Source organism: Micromonospora tulbaghiae, assembly GCF_900091605.1.
Lineage (GTDB): Bacteria > Actinomycetota > Actinomycetes > Mycobacteriales > Micromonosporaceae > Micromonospora > Micromonospora tulbaghiae.
Genome location: NZ_FMCQ01000003.1, coordinates 355,334 through 372,068, shown reverse-complemented (window position 1 = coordinate 372,068; position 16,735 = coordinate 355,334). Strand labels below are relative to the sequence as shown.

Annotated in this window: 15 protein-coding genes; 3 read left to right on the top strand and 12 right to left on the bottom strand. The window is 74.3% G+C overall.

From position 1 onward, the window contains the following. Positions 1-68 precede the first annotated feature (68 nt). The 4 genes from gatA to ligA all read right to left on the bottom strand — a co-directional run bounded on the left by gatA (position 69) and on the right by ligA (position 6,830). Positions 69-1,544 carry an Asp-tRNA(Asn)/Glu-tRNA(Gln) amidotransferase subunit GatA gene (gene gatA, locus GA0070562_RS10690; RefSeq protein WP_091419295.1) on the bottom strand — a complete coding sequence of 492 codons (1,476 nt, stop codon included), beginning with the start codon at positions 1,542-1,544 and terminating at the stop codon, positions 69-71. After that, positions 1,541-1,846, bottom strand: coding sequence for an Asp-tRNA(Asn)/Glu-tRNA(Gln) amidotransferase subunit GatC (gene gatC / locus GA0070562_RS10685; RefSeq protein ID WP_013284468.1), 306 nt, complete (start codon positions 1,844-1,846; stop codon positions 1,541-1,543). Before gatC ends, gatA begins: the two co-directional genes overlap by 4 nt. A gap of 105 nt (positions 1,847-1,951) precedes the next feature. Further along, positions 1,952-4,525: a putative bifunctional diguanylate cyclase/phosphodiesterase gene (locus tag GA0070562_RS10680; RefSeq protein ID WP_091419292.1), complete on the bottom strand. Its 2,574-nt coding sequence runs from the start codon at positions 4,523-4,525 to the stop codon at positions 1,952-1,954. 151 nt (positions 4,526-4,676) lie between these two features. After that, entirely contained in the window at positions 4,677-6,830 is a 2,154-nt protein-coding gene (ligA, locus tag GA0070562_RS10675) for an NAD-dependent DNA ligase LigA (protein WP_091419290.1), read from the bottom strand. Positions 6,831-7,012: 182 nt separating this feature from the next. On the opposite strand from ligA, the gene GA0070562_RS10670 reads away from it, so the two are divergent. Next, positions 7,013-7,648 carry a type II toxin-antitoxin system PemK/MazF family toxin gene (locus tag GA0070562_RS10670; protein ID WP_091419287.1) on the top strand — a complete coding sequence of 212 codons (636 nt, stop codon included), beginning with the start codon at positions 7,013-7,015 and terminating at the stop codon, positions 7,646-7,648. A 66-nt stretch (positions 7,649-7,714) separates the two neighbouring features. Here GA0070562_RS10670 and GA0070562_RS10665 read toward each other — a convergent pair whose 3' ends face one another. The 7 genes from GA0070562_RS10665 to GA0070562_RS10635 form a co-directional block, all read right to left on the bottom strand. Then, entirely contained in the window at positions 7,715-8,752 is a 1,038-nt protein-coding gene (locus GA0070562_RS10665; RefSeq protein WP_091419285.1) for an ADP-ribosylglycohydrolase family protein, read from the bottom strand. A gap of 26 nt (positions 8,753-8,778) precedes the next feature. Then, the gene (locus GA0070562_RS10660; protein ID WP_175438695.1) at positions 8,779-9,147 is read right to left on the bottom strand and encodes a VOC family protein; all 369 of its coding nucleotides are present in this window, start codon (positions 9,145-9,147) and stop codon (positions 8,779-8,781) included. Between the two features lie 35 nt (positions 9,148-9,182). Continuing rightward, on the bottom strand, positions 9,183-10,187 hold the full coding sequence (locus GA0070562_RS10655; RefSeq protein WP_091419279.1) for a methionine synthase: 1,005 nt from the start codon (positions 10,185-10,187) through the stop codon (positions 9,183-9,185). Positions 10,188-10,217: 30 nt separating this feature from the next. Next, positions 10,218-11,294, bottom strand: a complete 1,077-nt coding sequence (gene mnmA, locus GA0070562_RS10650) for a tRNA 2-thiouridine(34) synthase MnmA (protein ID WP_091419277.1) — start codon at positions 11,292-11,294, stop codon at positions 10,218-10,220. Between the two features lie 37 nt (positions 11,295-11,331). Continuing rightward, complete coding sequence (locus GA0070562_RS10645; protein WP_091419274.1) at positions 11,332-12,507, bottom strand: cysteine desulfurase family protein; 1,176 nt, start codon at positions 12,505-12,507, stop codon at positions 11,332-11,334. 97 nt (positions 12,508-12,604) lie between these two features. Then, a complete protein-coding gene (locus tag GA0070562_RS10640; protein WP_091419271.1) occupies positions 12,605-13,270 on the bottom strand; it encodes a class F sortase in 666 nt (221 codons plus the stop codon). Further along, the gene (locus tag GA0070562_RS10635) at positions 13,267-14,100 is read right to left on the bottom strand and encodes a DUF4397 domain-containing protein (protein ID WP_091419268.1); all 834 of its coding nucleotides are present in this window, start codon (positions 14,098-14,100) and stop codon (positions 13,267-13,269) included. The genes GA0070562_RS10640 and GA0070562_RS10635 overlap by 4 nt, the downstream gene beginning before the upstream one ends. A 240-nt stretch (positions 14,101-14,340) precedes the next feature. On the opposite strand from GA0070562_RS10635, the gene GA0070562_RS10630 reads away from it, so the two are divergent. Further along, positions 14,341-14,946, top strand: coding sequence for an RNA polymerase sigma factor (locus GA0070562_RS10630; protein ID WP_091419265.1), 606 nt, complete (start codon positions 14,341-14,343; stop codon positions 14,944-14,946). Beyond that, positions 14,900-15,673 carry an anti-sigma factor domain-containing protein gene (locus tag GA0070562_RS10625; protein WP_091419262.1) on the top strand — a complete coding sequence of 258 codons (774 nt, stop codon included), beginning with the start codon at positions 14,900-14,902 and terminating at the stop codon, positions 15,671-15,673. The genes GA0070562_RS10630 and GA0070562_RS10625 overlap by 47 nt, the downstream gene beginning before the upstream one ends. Before the next feature lie 97 nt (positions 15,674-15,770). Here GA0070562_RS10625 and GA0070562_RS10620 read toward each other — a convergent pair whose 3' ends face one another. Next, the gene (locus tag GA0070562_RS10620) at positions 15,771-16,730 is read right to left on the bottom strand and encodes an electron transfer flavoprotein subunit alpha/FixB family protein (RefSeq protein ID WP_013474293.1); all 960 of its coding nucleotides are present in this window, start codon (positions 16,728-16,730) and stop codon (positions 15,771-15,773) included. Positions 16,731-16,735: the final 5 nt, after the last annotated feature.

Below are 16,735 nucleotides of genomic sequence, written 5' to 3'. Positions count from 1 at the left end.
GGTGACCGCACCGGGCGCGGGACGTCTCCCGGTACGGAGGCGGGCGACCCTCCTCCGTACCGGCGGGTTCAGAGCGTCGGCGGGGTGAGCGTGCCGACGGCGCTCTCCAGCGCGGCGGCGACCCGGTACATCCGGTCGTCGGCCATGGTCGGCGCCATGATCTGGAAGCCGACCGGGAGCCCGTCGGACAGGCCGCACGGCACCGAGATGGCCGGGCCGCCGTACAGGTTCGTCGGGATGGTGAACAGGTCGGCCAGGTACATCTGGTACGGGTCGGCGGTGCGCGACCCGATCGGGAACGCCACGAACGGCGTGGTCGGCGAGATCAGCGCGTCGACCTGCTCGAACGCGCTGGTGAAGTCCCGCGTGATCAGCGTGCGGACCTTCTGCGCCTGGCCGTAGTAGGCGTCGTAGTAACCCGACGAGAGCGCGTACGTGCCGATCATGATGCGCCGCTTGACCTCGGGGCCGAAGCCGGCCTCGCGGGTCAGCGACATGACCTCCTCCAGCGACCGGTTGCCGTCGTCGCCGACCCGTAGGCCGAACCGGACGCCGTCGAACCGGGCCAGGTTGGAGGAGCACTCGCTCGGCGCGATCAGGTAGTAGGCCGGCAGCGCGTACTTGAAGTGCGGGCAGGAGATCTCGACGATCTCGGCGCCCAGCTTCGCCAGCGCCTCGACCGACTCGCGGAACGCGGCCATCACGCCCGGCTCCGCGCCCTCACCGGTGAACTCGGTGACCACGCCGAGTTTCACGCCGGTCAGGTCGCCGGTCGCGCCGCGCCGCGCCGCGGCCACCACGTCCGGCACCGGGGCCGGGATCGAGGTGGAGTCGCGCGGGTCGTGACCGCCGATCACCTCGTGCAGCAACGCGGCGTCGAGCACGGTACGCGCGCACGGGCCGGGCGTGTCCAGCGACGAGGAGAACGCGACCAGGCCGTAGCGGGAGGTGCCGCCGTAGGTGGGCTTCGCGCCGACGGTGCCGGTGACCGCGCCGGGCTGGCGGATCGAGCCGCCGGTGTCCGAGCCGATCGACAGCGGCGCCTCGTACGCGGCCAGCGCCGCCGCGCTGCCACCGCCGGAGCCGCCCGGGATCCGCTCCAGGTCCCACGGGTTGCGGGTCGGCCCGTACGCCGAGTACTCGGTGGAGGAGCCCATCGCGAACTCGTCCATGTTCGTCTTGCCGAGCATCACCGTGCCGGCGGCGCGCAGCCGCTCGACGATGGTCGAGTCGTACGGCGGGCGCCAGCCCTCCAGGATCTTCGACCCGACAGTGGTCGGCACGCCCTTCGTGGTGAGGACGTCCTTCACCGCGACCGGCACACCGGCGAGCGGGCCCAGCTCCTCACCGGCGGCGCGACGCTCGTCCACGGCACGCGCGGCCGTCAGCGCCCCCTCGGTGTCGACGTGCAGGAACGCGTGCACCCGGTCGTCGACGGCGCCGATGCGGTCCAGGTGGGCCTGGGTGACCTCGACCGCGGAGGTCTCGCCGCTCGCCACCAGTCCGGCGATCTCAACGGCGGTCAGCTTGCTCAGGTCGGTCATGAGGCCACATCCTCGTCCAGGATCCGCGGGACGCGGAACCGCTGCTCCTCGGCGTCGGGGGCGCCCGACAGCGCCTCCTGCGGGGTCAGGCCCGGCCGCACCACGTCCTCGCGGAGCACGTTCGTCAGCGGCACGGAGTGGGACGTCGGCGGGATGTCCGCCGCGGCGACCTCGCCGACCTGCGCGACCGACTGGAGGATCACATCCAGCTGGCCGGCGAAGGTGTCCAGTTCCTCCTCCGTGACGGCGAGCCGCGACAGTCGCGCGAGGTGCGCGACCTCCTCGCGGGAGATGGCGGCCATCAGTGCCCCCTTCGTGGCTGTCCTGAGACGTCTGCGGTGGGCCGGCCGCGCGTACGGGCGTGCTCGATGACGCGCGGTGACCGGAGCGAGTCTATTGTCCCGCCGTCACGACGACGCCTTCGACTCCCCCTCCGGCGCCGGACCGCTGCGGCTCCCCGCCTCCGCCGGGCGCACCGGACGGTAGCGGGACAGCCAGGCCACCAGATCCTCGGCGGGCATCGGCCGGGCGTGGAACCAGCCCTGCGCCACGTCGCACCCGGCGGCGTGCAGCATCCGCCAGGTGCGCTCGTCCTCCACGCCCTCGGCCACCACCCGCAGCCCGAGCGCGCCGGCCAGTTCGATCATCGAGCGGACGATCGCCGCGTCGTCCGGGTCCTCGGCCATCCCGAGGACGAACGACCTGTCCACCTTCACCTCGGACAGCGGGAGCCGGCGCAGGTGTTGCAGCGACGAGTAGCCGGTGCCGAAGTCGTCGAGCGCGATGCCGACGCCGATCCGGTGCAGCTGGGTGATGCTGGCGAGCACCCGCCGCGGGTCGGCCATCAGCGCGCCCTCGGTGATCTCCACCTGGAGGCGCTCCGGCGGCACGCCGTACCGGGTCAGCCGGTCGGCGATCTGGTCGGCGATCTCCCCGGTGTGCAGGTCACGGACACTGACGTTGAGCGCGGCACGCAACGTGAGCCCGGCCGCCGACCACTTGGCGAGCTGCTCCACCACGTCGTCCACCACGCGGCGGGTGAGCAGCCGCATCACCGCGCTCTGCTCGGCGACCTGGATCAGCTCGCCCGGGTCGACCATGCCCCGGCGCGGATGCCGCCAGCGCAGCAGCGCCTCGACGCCCACCACCTCGCCGGTGGCGATGGCGATCTGCGGCTGGTAGTACATGGTGATCTCGCCCGGGTGTCCGGACTGGTCCTCGGGCTCGGCGGCCGCGCTGCCGTCGGCGGTCGGCCCGATGACGCCCGGCGCACCGGTGCTGACGGCGACCTGCGCATCGTGCGCGGCGCCGGTCGCGTCGGCACGATCCGGCGCGGCTTCCCCGCCGCCGACCACGAGCGGCGCCACCACCGGCCCGGCGGCGCCACCGGGGGCGGCCCGGCGGCGGATCGGGTCGGCGCCGGTGAGGATGCGCTCGATCAGGTCGTCCCCGTGCTGTTCCTGCGCGTGCTCCCGGCGGCGCCGCAGCCACCGGTTCGACCCGTCGCCGGACCGTCCCCCGCCCGCGCGCCCGCCGCCCCGGCCTCCGTCGCGCGCCGGGCGCTGGTTGCGCGACGGCCGCTCGGCCCGGGCCGGGCGCACGCCTGGCAGCGCCGCCTCCAGCGTCGCGCCGTCACCCCCGCGTACGCCCACCGTCTCCCCGGCCGAGGCGGACGGGCCCGATTCCAGCACCCGGCGCAGGTCGGCCAGCAGGCTCAGCCGCTCGGCCGAGTTGTGGTCGGACTCCGGCGCGTAGACCGCCACCGTGTCGTTGCGGTGCTTCGCGTCGTACATGGCCACGTCGGCGTGACGCATCAGGGTGGCGAAGTCCTCGCCGTGGTCGGGGTAGAGCGCGATGCCGATGGCGCCGCCCACGTCCAGCGGCAGGCCGTCGAGCGGCACCGGCTCGGCGAGCGCGGCGACCACCCGGTCGGCCCGCTCGCGGGCCTGGTCGATGTCGGTGAGCCGGGGTACGACGATGGCGAACTCGTCGCCGCCGAGCCGCGCCACCATGTCACCGCCGTCCACAGCGCCCATCAGCCGGGCGCTCACCTCGACCAGCAGGCGGTCACCCACCGCGTGCCCGAGCGCGTCGTTGACGTGCTTGAACCGGTCGAGGTCGAGCAGCAGCAGCGCCAGGTGCGCGTCCGGCGCGCCCCGGGCGGCCCGGTCGCCGTGCAGGTGCACCTGCTCGGCCACCTCGGTCAGCAGCGCCTTGCGGTTGGGCAGCCCGGTGAGCGGGTCCACGTCGGCGAGCTGTTCCCGTTCGGCGGAGAGCCGGGCCATCCGGTAGACCGCGAACAGCGGCACCAGCACCAGCGGGATCAGCGCCGCGCTGGCCCGGGCGGCGGCCACCAGCACCGGCGCCAGCAGCAGCAGCGAACCGGTGGCGAGCAGCTCGTAGGCCAGGCCGCTGCGGACGCTGGGCCACCAGCGGTCGCCGAAGCGCAACCGGACCGCCGAGCTGACCAGCCCGTAGTTGACCACGAACCAGGCGACCGTCGCGCCGCCCACCGCCGCCACGTCGGTCCAGTGCAGCCGGCCGCCGTCGAACAGTTCACCCGGGCCGAGCCGGGTGGCCGCGTACGCGGCGGCGAGCGCGCACGCGTACTGCGCCGCGTTGAAGCCGGTGCGCCAGGGGGCGTACCCGAGCCGCCAGCCGCTGACCGCGACCGCCACGGCCTGCACCGCGACGGCCGGGCCGAAGCCCCAGCCGAGCAGGATGGCGAAGGTGAAGCAGGTCGACGGGAACACCGCCGACGTCTGCCGCCGGCCGGGCGGGACGAACGGGCGGGCGTCGCAGGCGACGGCGAGCGCCGCCATGGTCCAGAACGCGGCCGGCAGCTCACTCCACCTGTCGGCGAGCGCGACGAGCGGCCCGGCCGAGACCGCCAGGGCGACCACGCCGATCGCGCCGACGAAGCCGAAGAACGGCCCGCTCCGCCCAGGCGGGACGGAGTTGCGCGGGTCGCCGGTCTCCATCGCACCTCCCGGGGAACGTCCTGGCGCGCGCCGTCACGCGTCGTACGCCAATGAAACGCCCTCCGAGGCGATTTCCCCGACACGACAGTCACGAATCGGTCGTAGTCGTAATTAACTTGGTATCCGCCGGACGGAAGCTGTGACCAGCCTGTCAGTCCTCCACCCGGGCCACCGCGCGGGCCGCCTCCGGGCCGGAGTCCAGCAGGACGCGGAATCCGTCCTCGTCGAGGATCGGCAGCTTCAGGGTGGCGGCCTTGTCGGCCTTGGAGCCGGGATTGTCGCCGACCACCACGAAACCCGTCTTCTTGGAGACCGAGCCGGTCACCTTGCCGCCCCGGGCCTGGATCGCCTCGGCCGCCTGGTCGCGGCTGAACCCGCTGAGCGTGCCGGTGACCACCACAGTGACGCCGTCGAGCGGTCGCGGCCCCTCGTCGGCGGCCTCCTCGGCCATCCGTACGCCCGCCTCGGCCCACTTGCGCACCACGTCGCGGTGCCAGTCGACGGCGAACCACTCCTTGACGCTCGCCGCGATGGTCGGGCCGACGCCGTCCACCGAGGACAGCTCCTCCTCGCCTGCGGCCTCGATCGCGGCGACCGAGCGGAAGTGCCGGGCGAGCGCCTGGGCGGCGGTCGGGCCGACGTGCCGGATGGACAGCGCCACCAGCACCCGCCACAGGTCGCGTTCCTTGGCCTCGGCGAGGTTGTCGAGCAGCTTGGTGGCGTTGCTGCCCAGGCTGCCGTCCTTGTTGACGAAGAACGGCGACCGGCTCAACTGCTCGGCGTCGAGCTGGAACAGGTCGCCCTCGTTCGTGATGATCTGCGCGTCCAGCAGCGCCGCCGCGCCCTTCTCGCCGAGCACCTCGATGTCGAGCACCTTGCGACTGGCCAGGTAGAAGACGCGCTCACGGATCTGACCGGGACAGGCCCGCCCGTTGGGGCAGCGGATGTCGACGTCGCTCTCCTTGGCCGGCGCGAGCGGCGTGCCGCAGGCCGGGCAGGTGGTCGGCATGACGAACGGGCGGGCGTCGGCCGGGCGGAGCTCGACCACCGGGCCGAGCACCTCGGGGATCACGTCGCCGGCCTTGCGCAGCACCACCGTGTCGCCGATGAGCACACCCTTGCGCTCGACCTCGCGGGCGTTGTGCAGCGTCGCCAGCGCGACTGTGGAACCGGCCACCCGGACCGGTTCGAGGACGGCGAACGGGGTGACCCGGCCGGTGCGCCCGACGTTGACGTCGATGTCGAGCAGCTTGGTGTTGACCTCCTCCGGCGGGTATTTGAAGGCGATCGCCCAGCGGGGCGCCCGGCTGGTCGAGCCGAGGCGGCCCTGGATGGAGACCGGGTCGACCTTGACCACCACACCGTCGATCTCGTGCTCGACGTCGTGCCGGTGCTTGCCGTAGTAGGCGATGTATTCCGCGACCCCGGCCAGGTCGTCCACCACCCGCCACCGGTCGCTGGTGGGCAGCCCCCACGCCTTGAGCGCGGCGTACGACTCGGACTGGGCGGTCGGCCGGAACCCGGTACGCGCGCCGATGCCGTGCACCACCAGGCGCAGCGGGCGGGAGGCGGTCACCCGGGGGTCCTTCTGCCGCAGGCTGCCGGCCGCGGCGTTGCGCGGGTTGGCGAAGGGCGCCTTGCCCTGCTCGACCAGGCTCGCGTTCAGGTCGGCGAACGCGGCCACCGGGAAGTAGATCTCGCCGCGCACCTCGATCAGATCCGGCACGTCGGGGAAGTCGTCGGCCGGGGTCAGCCGGGCCGGCACGCCCTTGATGCTGCGCACGTTGGCGGTGACGTCCTCGCCGGTGCGGCCGTCGCCCCGGGTGGCGGCGCGCACCAGCCGGCCCTTCTCGTAGGTCAGGTTGATGGCGAGCCCGTCGACCTTCAGCTCGCACAGGTAGGGCACCGGGCCGCCCGCGTCGCGCTCGACCCGCTCGGACCAGGCGGCCAGCTCCTCGTCGGCGAAGGCGTTGTCGAGCGAGAGCATCCGCTCGGCGTGCGCGACCGGCGTGAAGTCGGTGGAGAAGGTGCCGCCGACCCGCTGGGTCGGCGAGTCGGGGGTGCGCAGCGCCGGGTATTCGGCCTCCAGCGCCTCCAGCTCCCGCAGCTGCCTGTCGAACTCCGCGTCGGTGATGCTCGGCGCGTCGAGCACGTAGTACCGGTACTGGTGCTCGGTCAGCTCCTGGCTGAGTGTGGCGTGCCGCTCCCGGGCCGCCGGGGTCGGCTCGGCACCCGCCGCCGCGTCCTGGGCCGCGTCGGCCGCTGGGGGAACCGCTTCTTCGGACACGCCGCCGCCTTCGGACACCGCTGTCGACCTCCCGTGTTCGTACTACCCGAGAACCGTAGCGGTCGGGGGTGACAGTCGTCCGGCCACCCGCGCCGAGCAGGGCGAACCGTGCCCGTCGCGCCACCCGGGCGGCTGGCGCCCGGCCGTGCGACGATCACGTCGGCGGTGCTGGGCGACAACGGTCGGAAGGCGGGCGACGGATGCGCGACGGGGTGATCTGGGCGCTGGTGATCGTGGCCTGCGTCGCGGCCGGCTGGCTGTGGAACGAGTGGCGGCGCCGGTCGGCCGAACGCGCCGCCGGCACGCGCGACCGGGCCGGTGGACGGCGGCCGGGCACCGGCCGTGGCAGCCGGAGCAGCGGACCGGGCGGCGACCGGACCGGCACCGACCGGCCCGGCGGCGGACGTGGCGACGACCGGCCCGGTGGCGGGCGCCGCGGTGACCGGGCCGGCGGCGGGTCGCGAGGTGAGCGCGTCGGCGGGCCGCCGAGGCCGCGGGGCGCCCGGACCGACCGGGACGAGCCCCGGCCCGGGGAGATCTGGTGGGCCGACGTGCCCTACGCCGACGGAACCGGTTCGAAGGTGCGCCCCTGTCTGGTGCTGCGGGTCGACGGCCGGGACGCCGAGGTGCTGAAGATCACCAGCCAGGACAAGTCGGACCGGGACGACCACCTGCCGATCCCGACGCGGGACTGGGATCCGGACGCCGACCACGACAGCTACCTGGACGTCAGCGAGCCGATCCCGGTGCCGCTGGGCGCGTTCGCCGACCGGGCCGGCACCTGTGACCCGGCCCTGTGGCGCGGCATCCGCCGCCTCGACCACCTCACCGGCTGAGCCCTCCGCAGCCGGCACCCGGTTCCGCCCACCCCGCGAGCCGGAGGCGGTGCTGCTGTCCGGACCTCAGCGCGCGGGCTGGGCCCCTCCGTCGAAGGCGGCGGCGAGCGCGGTGAGCTGACCGGCGTACTCGATCCGGTCGGCCCACCCGGCGGGCCAGGCGGCCATGCCGTACGCGGCGCCGACGAACGCGCCGGCCAGCGCGGCGATGGAGTCCGAGTCACCGGCCGTGGTGGCGCCCCGGGCCAGCGCTCCGACCGGGTCGTCGGTGTGGCGCAGCGCGCAGAGCAGCGCAGTGGCGAGCGCCTCCTCGGCGATCCACCCCTCGCCGGTGAACCGGCACGGGTCGCCGCCGTCGTCCGGGCGGGCCAGCGCCGCCTCCAGCCGGCCGAGCACGCGCAGGCAGTCGTCCCAGCCACGGGCGGCGAACTCGGCCGCGCCGCTCTCTCCGGGCCGCTGCCACAGGTCACCGAGCCAGTCGTCCCGGTAGACGGTGCGCTGCTCCCGGGCCCGCTCGGTGAGCAGGCCGGGCAGCTCCGGCAGCGCCGCGCCGTCGCGCAGCAGCCGGATCGCGTACGCGGTCAGCTCACTGGCCGCCAGACCGGTCGGGTGGCCGTGGGTCAGACCGGCCTGGAGCTGGGCCAGCCCGGCCATCGTGTCCAGGTCGACGTCGAGCAGCCCGACCGGGGTGACCCGCATGTTCGCGCCGCAGCCCTTCGAGCCGGCGACCGTGGCCTCCTGCCAGCGGGCACCCAGGGCCAGCTCGGCGCAGGCCCGCAGGCACGTCATGCCGGGGGCGCGGTTGTTCTCCGGGCTGACCGACCAGTCGACGAAACGCTGCCGCAGCAGCGGCTCCACCGCCCCGGCCGTGTACGCGGGCGCGTCGTGCAGCGCCCACGCCACGGCCAGCGCCATCTGGGTGTCGTCGGTGACCAGGGCCGGGTCGCCGGTCAGCTCACGCGGACCGGCCGGGCCGTAGCGCCGGACGATCTCGGTGACGGTGAGGAACTCGGTCGGCTTGCCCAGGGCGTCGCCGTAGGCCAGGCCGAACAGCGAACCGGCGGCGCGGCCGGTGGCGGTGGAGGCGGTCACGGTGGCGATCATGCCTCCGCCGCGCAAGTCGCGGAAGATCAGTCCCAGCAGAGGCAGAACGGGTGACCGACCGGGTCGGCGTAGACCCGGAAGCCCTCCCCCTCACCCGGCAGCCGCCGTGCGCCCAGCGCCAGCGCCGCCTTCTCGGCCGCCTCGATGTCGTCGACGGTCACGTCGAGGTGGAACTGCTGCGGCCGGGCCGGGTCGGGCCAGTCGGGGGCGCGCAGGCCGGGCGCCCGCTGGAAGGCCACCCGCGGCTGGTGCCCGGGTGGGCCGCCGAGCACCACCCACTCGTCGCCGTCGGAGTCCTCCTCCACCAGGGGCAGCCCGAGCAGCTCGGAGTAGAAGGCGGCGAGCGCGTGCGGGTCGGGGCAGTCGATCACTGTGGAACGCAGTCGTCCAATCATGCCGGTCATCGTGCCCGACGGGTGCGACGGAAACGTCAGTCCTCGGCGAGCCGCCGGCCCGCGTCGCGGCAGGCGGTGAGCACCGCGCGGGCGTACGCCGGGGTGGCGCCGGCCAGGCCGCACGCGGGGGTGACCACCACCTGTTCGGCCAGCCGGCGACGGGGGAAGCCGAGCTGGTCCCAGACGCGCCGGACCCGGTCGGCGACCTCGGCCGACGTCGGCGCCCGGCCGGACGGCGGCGGCAGCGTCGGCGCGGCGCCGGCCAGCAGCCCGAACCCGGCGTCGATCGCCTCGCCGAGCGGGTCGAGGTCGGTGACGAGCGACAGGTCGAGCGCGACGCCCACCGCCCCGGCGGACCGGATCAGCTCCAGCGGCGCGTCCGGCGCGCAGCAGTGCACGAGCGCCGGGACGCCGGTCGCCTCGATCACGTCGTGCAGCAGTGCCCGCGCCACCTCGGTCTCCACCGGACGGTAGGTGCCGAAGCCGCTCTCGGTGGGCACCCGGCCGGCCAGCACCGCCGGCAGGGACGGCTCGTCGAGCTGGAGCAGCACCGAGGCGCGGGGCAGCCGCCGGGTCACCGCCTCGACGTGCCGGCGCAACCCTTCGCCGAGCGAGCCGGCGAGGTCGCGTACCGCGCCCGGGTCGCGCAGCATCCGTCCGCCGATCGGCAGCTCCAGCGCGGCGGCGAGGGTGAACGGGCCGGCGGCCTGGACCTTGACCGGCCCGGCGTACTCCTCGGCCTGCTCGGCGAGCTGGTCGAGGTCGCGTTCCATCAGGTCGCGGGCGCGGCGCAGGTCGCGGCCGGGGCGCGGGGCGATCCGCCAGCGGGCCGCGTACAGCTCGACCGGCAGTTCGACGAGCAGGCCGGCGGTACGGCCGACGAGGTCCGCGCCCGGGCCCCGGGCGGGCAGCTCGGGCAGGTGCGGCAGGGCGGGCAGCTCGCCGAGCACGATCCGCTGCGCCTCGGCGATGTCGGTGCCGGGCAGCGACCCGATGCCGGTCGCCGCGCCGATGGGCCAGGGCCATGCCTGCTCAGTCACGGCCGCAGCCTATCCGCTGCCGGTCCGCGGTCAGGCGGCGGTGATGGTGGCGGAGCCGAGGACCACGTCGCCGGCCGGGTCCGGCCGGTAGGCCACGATCGCCTGGCCGGCGGCGACACCCCGGACCGGGCGGCGCAGCGACGCGCGCAGTCCGTCGGCGTCGACCTCGACGGCGGCCGGCACCACGTCGCCGTGTGCCCGGAGCTGCACGTCACACTCGACCGGTCCGTCCGGGCGTGGCCCGCCGGTCCACACCGGGCGGGTGGCGCGCACGTCGGAGACCTCCAGCGCCTCGGCCGGGCCGACCGTCACGGTGTTCGTGGTCGGGGTGATGGACAGGACGTAGCGGGGCCGGCCGTCCGGCGCCGGACGGTCCAGGTGCAGGCCGCGCCGCTGCCCGACGGTGTACTGGTAGGCGCCGCTGTGGCTGCCCACCACCGCGCCGGTGAGCGCGTCCACCACCTGGCCCGGGGCCTCGCCGAGCCGCTCGGCCAGGAAGCCGCGGGTGTCGCCGTCGGCGATGAAGCAGATGTCGTGCGAGTCCGGCTTGTCGGCCACCGCGAGGCCGCGCCGGGCGGCCTCCGCGCGCACCTCGGCCTTCGTCGAGTAGCCCAGCGGGAAGATCGACCGGTCGAGCTGCGCGCGGGTCAGCACCGCCAGCACGTACGACTGGTCCTTGGCCGCGTCGACGCTGCGCCGCAGCAGGCCGTCGGCGCCGAGCCGGGCGTGGTGGCCGGTCACCACCGCGTCGAAGCCCAGGGCCACGGCCCGGTCCAGCACCGCCGCGAACTTGATCTTCTCGTTGCAGCGCAGGCAGGGATTCGGGGTACGCCCGGCGGCGTACTCGGCGACGAAGTCGTCCACCACGTCGTCGTGGAACCGGTCGGCCATGTCCCACACGTAGAACGGGATGCCGAGCACGTCGGCGGCGCGCCGGGCGTCCCGGGAGTCCTCCAGAGTGCAGCAGCCCCGGGCGCCGGTGCGGTACGTCTGCGGGTTACGGGCCAGGGCCAGGTGCACGCCCGTCACGTCGTGCCCGGCCTCCACCGCCCGTGCCGCCGCGACGGCGGAGTCCACTCCGCCCGACATCGCCGCCAGAACCCTCACCGGCCCACCCCCCTCGTCCTCACCGAGGGTATCCGGGTCAGCGGGGCGTACGTAGGGCGGCCGCGCGGCGGGCCCGCTCCACCGCGCCCGGCAGCGCGGCGATCAGCGCGTCCACGTCCGCGTCGGTGCTCGTGTGCCCGAGCGTGAAGCGCAGCGAGGAACGGGCCCGGTCGTCGTCGGCGCCCATCGCCAGCAGCACGTGCGAGGGCTGGGCCACTCCGGCCGAGCAGGCCGACCCGGTCGAGCAGGCGATGCCCTGGGCGTCCAGGAGCAGCAGCAGCGCGTCCCCCTCGCAGCCGGGGAAGGAGAAGTGCGCGTTGCCGGGGAGCCGGTCGGCCGGGTCGCCGTTGAAGATCACCTCGGGGACGGCCTGCCGGACCCGCTCGACCAGCTCGTCGCGGAGCGCGGCGACGCGGGCGGCGTACTCCTGCTGGCCCTTGACCGCGCTCTCGACGGCGACCGCGAACGCGACGATGCCCGCGGTGTCGAGCGTCCCGGAGCGTACGTCGCGCTCCTGGCCGCCGCCGTGCAGCAGTGGGGTGGCAGCCACGTCGCGGCCCAGCAGCAGCGCGCCCACACCGGCCGGGCCGCCGAGCTTGTGCCCGGTCACGGTGAGCGCCGACACGCCGCTGGCGGCGAAGTCGACGGGCACCTGCCCGACCGCCTGGATGGCGTCGGTGTGGAACGGCACCCCGTGCTCGGCGGCGACGGCGGCCAGCTCGGCCACCGGCTGGACGGTGCCCACCTCGTTGTTCGCCCACATGGCGGTGACCACCGCGACGTGCTCGCCGTGCTCGGCCAGCTCGGCGCGCAGTCGCGCCGGATCGAGCCGCCCGGCCGCGTCGACCGGAAGCCAGCCGGCCTGCGCGCCCTCGTGCTCGACCAGCCAGTCCACCGCGTCCAGTACGGCGTGGTGCTCGACCGCGCTGGAGACCACCCGGAACCGGTCGGCGCGGGCGGCGCGACGGGCCCAGAAGACGCCCTTCACGGCGAGGTTGTCGCTCTCCGTGCCGCCGCCGGTGAAGATCACCTCGGAGGGGCGGGCGCCGAGCGCGGCGGCCACCCGCTCCCGGGACTCCTCCACCCGTCGCCGCGCCCGGCGACCCGCCGCGTGCAGCGACGAGGCGTTGCCGACCTCGCGGGCGACAGCGACGTACGCCTCGAGTGCCTCGTCCAGCATCGGGGTCGTCGCCGCGTGATCAAGGTATGCCATCACGGTTCAGCCTAACGGCCTGCGTACCCGGTGCCGGGGGCCGGACCGCCCCGTCCCACCCGGGGCGGTCCGGCCCGCTCATGCGGGAACGCCATGATCACGCGGGAACGGCCGTGATCACGATGTTGTCCCGGTAGCTGCGGGTCTTCGCGTCGAACGGCCCGCCACAGGTGATCAGCGTGAGGCGGGGTTTGCCGTCGCGTGCGAAGTACCGCTCCAGCGGGATCTTCGACTTCCGGTACTCCTCCCGGGCCACCACCCGGTAGGAGCGCTCGCGACCGTCCGAGCCGGTGGCGGTGAGCTTGTCCCCCTGGCCCAGCTCACGCAGCCGGAAGAACGCCCCCTTGCCCTGCTCGGCGCTGTCCACGTGCCCGGCGATCACCACCGAGCCGGCGCCGGCCTCCAGGCCCGGGCCGTATCGGTACCAGCCGACCTGGTCCACGCTGGGCGGCACCTCGAACTCGTCGGTGCGCTCGTTGACGCCCACCGGGTCGACGGTGGCGGTGACCCGGATCGGCGGGATGCTCAGCTTCACCGGCGGCACGATCTCGCTGCCGGCCGGCAGCGTGCCCGGGTTCACCGGGACCGAGCCGCCGCCGGTCGCCGAGGGCGCGGGCGTGGGCGTGGGACTCGCCAGCGCCGTCACCTCGTCGCCGCCGACGTTTTCGGCGGGCCCGGATCCGCACGCCACCACTGTCGCCAGGGTGAGCGCGGCGGCGCCGGCGGCAATCGCCGCCAGCGCCCCGCGGTTGCGCACCGTCACCGGCGACCGGCCCGGGCGGTTGCCGCCACCCGCGCCCCGCCGCCGACCAGGAGCAGCACGCCGGCCCCGGCCAGCACGTACCACCAGGTGTCCACGCCGGTGCCGGCCTGGCCGCCGGTGCCGCTGGGCACGCCGCCCGGCGCCGAGTGCAGGCCGTTGATGGTCTGGGCGACCACGTTCAGGTTCTTCGCCTCGGCCGAGCCGATCGCGTAGACGATGGTGGCGGTGCCCTCCTTCAGGTTGAGGTCGGCCGGGCCGATGGCGACGGTGTCGGTGCCGGCGAGCACCACGTCCGCCTTCACCGAGCCGGCGGCCACGTCCGCCTTGGCCTCCTTCGGGTTGGTCAGGTTCTCGAAGACCGGCTTGCCGCCGGCCCGCACGTCGACGGCCGGGGCGGCGGCGGTGTGCCGGACGATCAGCCGGGCCTTGCCGGCGCCCACCTTGGACACGTCGTTGACGAACGGGGTGATCTGCGGCTCGCCGTCGGCGCTCAGGTGTGCGGCGAGGCTGATGTTCGCCCCGCCCGGCACCGCGGCGTCGTCCACCTTCAGGATCGCCTTGTCGATCGCCTCGCCGGGCTTGGTCAGGGCGATGTCGTACTCCCCCTCGGGCAGGGTGAGCGGGCCGGCGACGTCGCCGGGCTTGAAGTTGTTCAGCGTCTTCTCGCCGTTGACGTACACGTCAACCGGGGTGTCCGGGATGCCGTGGACCACGGAGACCTTCGACGAGGCGGCGTAGGCCGGGCTCATGGTGGCGGCGCCGACGCCGGCGAAGGTGAGGGCGGCCACCGCGCCGCCCGCGGCGACCCGACGGAACATCGCGTACTGCATTGTCTGCCTCCTGGTGGTTGATGCTGATTCGTCAGGCCTGGCTTGCAGAACGGGTTACGCCGGCTCCGTCGCCCCCGGATGCGCCCGGATCCGATTTCTTTTTCCTGTCTCCGGGCGCATCCGCCGGACCCTCCGGCGACGAAGGAGAGGTGACGAGGGTCGTGACGGACACGCCGGGAGAGTGGGGCGAGGGCTGTGGGAGTTACAGTCGGGTATGCCCCACGGAAGGCGAGCCGCCCGGTGACGGCGGCCAGGCAGGGCCCCGAACCGCCGGGCGAGGACGACCTCGCCACCCGGTTCCGCGACGGCGACGAGGCGGCCCTGCGAGAGGCGTACGACCGGTTCGGCCGAGCGGTGCTGCACCTGGCCACCACGACGCTCGTGAACCGCAGCGACGCCGAGGACGTGACCCAGGCGACGTTCGTCGCCGCCTGGCTCGGCCGGGAGACGTTCGACCCGGCGAAAGGCTCACTGGTCGGCTGGCTGCTCGGGATCGGGCGGCGCAAGGTGGTCGACCGGATCCGGGCCGCGGCCCGGGAGACCCGGGTGGTCGAGACGGTGCGGCAACTGCCGGAGCCGGTCTCCACCGGCCCCGACCCGGACACCGTGGTCGACCGGCTGGTGGTCGCCGACGAGCTGGCCCGGCTCCCCGACGAACAACGCCGGATGCTCGAGCTGGCGTTCTACGACGACCTGACACACCAGCAGATCGCGGCGGTGACCGGAGTGCCGCTCGGCACCGTCAAGAGTCACATCAGACGCGGCATGCAGAGCCTGAAACGCAGATGGGAGGTGGACGGTGCAGCACCTGGACCACGACCGGCTGGTCTTTCTGGCGCTCGGTGAGAGCGAGGCGGCTGACGGCGAGGCCACCCATCTGGACACCTGCGACCACTGCCGGGAGGAGATGGAGACGCTCCAGCACGTCGCCGGGCTCGGCGCGGGCACCCAGGGCCTCGCCGACCTGCCCGACCCGCCGGAGCACATCTGGCAGGGCATCATGGCCGAGATCCGGGCCGCCGAGGAGCTGCCGGCGCTGACCGAGCGGCGCCTGCCGCGCCCGGCCGATCCGGTGGAGCCGGCCGCCGTACCCGTCGTGACTCGTCGTCCGCGGCGGAGCCGGCGCTGGCCGGGGTGGGCGACGACGGCGGTCACCGCCACCGCCGCCGCGGTGATCGGCGTGGCCGGCACCGCCGCGGTGCTCGGTGTCGGCGGCGGCGAGCAGACGGACCCCGAGCCACCGGTGGTGGCCAGCGCGCCGCTCGCCGCGTTCGGTTCGACGCCGAAGGATGCCTCCGGCGACGCCCGGGTCCTCGGCGACCACCGATTGCATCTGCACGTGACGAATCTCCCGACCGTTCCGGGGTACTACGAGGTCTGGCTGATCGATCCGAACACGATGGAGATGTTCTCCGTGGGCACGCTGAGCAACGGATCAGGGGACGCGCTCCTGCCGATCCCCCCGAACGTCGACCTGCGTACCTACACCGTGGTGGACATCAGCGCGGAGCAGTACGACAACAAGCCCGATCACTCCGGTGACAGCCTCCTGAGGGGCACCCTGACGGGCTGATCGGCGGGCCGGCTCAGCTCCCCGGCCCGCCGATCAGCTCCCTGCGAAGAAAGGCCGCCGCCCGGTGCACCGGGCGGCGGCCTTTTTCACGCGACACTCACTTGCGCTTGCGGATCTCCTCGGCGGCCTGCGGGACGACCTTGAACAGGTCGCCGACCACGCCGTAGTCGGCCAGCTCGAAGATCGGCGCCTCGGCGTCCTTGTTCACCGCGACGATGGTCTTCGAGGTCTGCATGCCGGCCCGGTGCTGGATCGCGCCGGAGATGCCCAGCGCGACGTAGAGCTGCGGGGAGACGGTCTTGCCGGTCTGGCCGACCTGGAACTGGTGCGGGTAGTAACCGGAGTCGACGGCCGCGCGGGACGCGCCGACCGCGCCGCCGAGCAGGTCGGCCATCTCCTCGACCAGCTTGAAGTTGTCGGCGTTGCCGACACCGCGACCGCCGGAGACGACGACCGACGCCTCGGTCAGCTCGGGGCGGGAGCCCTTCTGCTCGGCGACCCGCTCGACGACCTTGGCCAGCTTGTCCGCGTCGGTGACCGACACGGTGAGCTGCTCGACGGCCGGGGTGGCCGCGGCCGGGGCCGGGTTCAGCGAGTTCGGCCGGACGGTGACCAGCGGCAGGCCCTTGGTGACCTTGGACTTGACGATGGTGGAGCCGGCGAACGCGACCTGGGTGGCGGTGCCGTCGGCGGCCAGGCCGACCACGTCGGTCAGGATGCCGTTGTCCAGCTTGACCGCCAGGCGGGCGGCGATCTCCTTGCCCTCCTGGGAGGAGGCGAGCAGCACGGCGGCCGGCTGGACGCGCTTGACCAACTCTGCGACCACGGTCGCCTTGGGGGCCACCAGGTAGCCGTCGATCTCCTCGCCCTCGGCGGCGTAGATCTTCTCCGCGCCGTACTCGCCGAGCTTGGCGCTCAGCGCCTCGGCGGCGCCGGCGCCACCGAGGACGACAGCGCTCGGGGTGCCCAGCTCGCGGGCGAGGGTGAGCATCTCCAGGGTGACCTTCTTGACGCCGAATTCCTTGGTGGCTTCGACGACGACGAGAACCTCAGACATGTCAG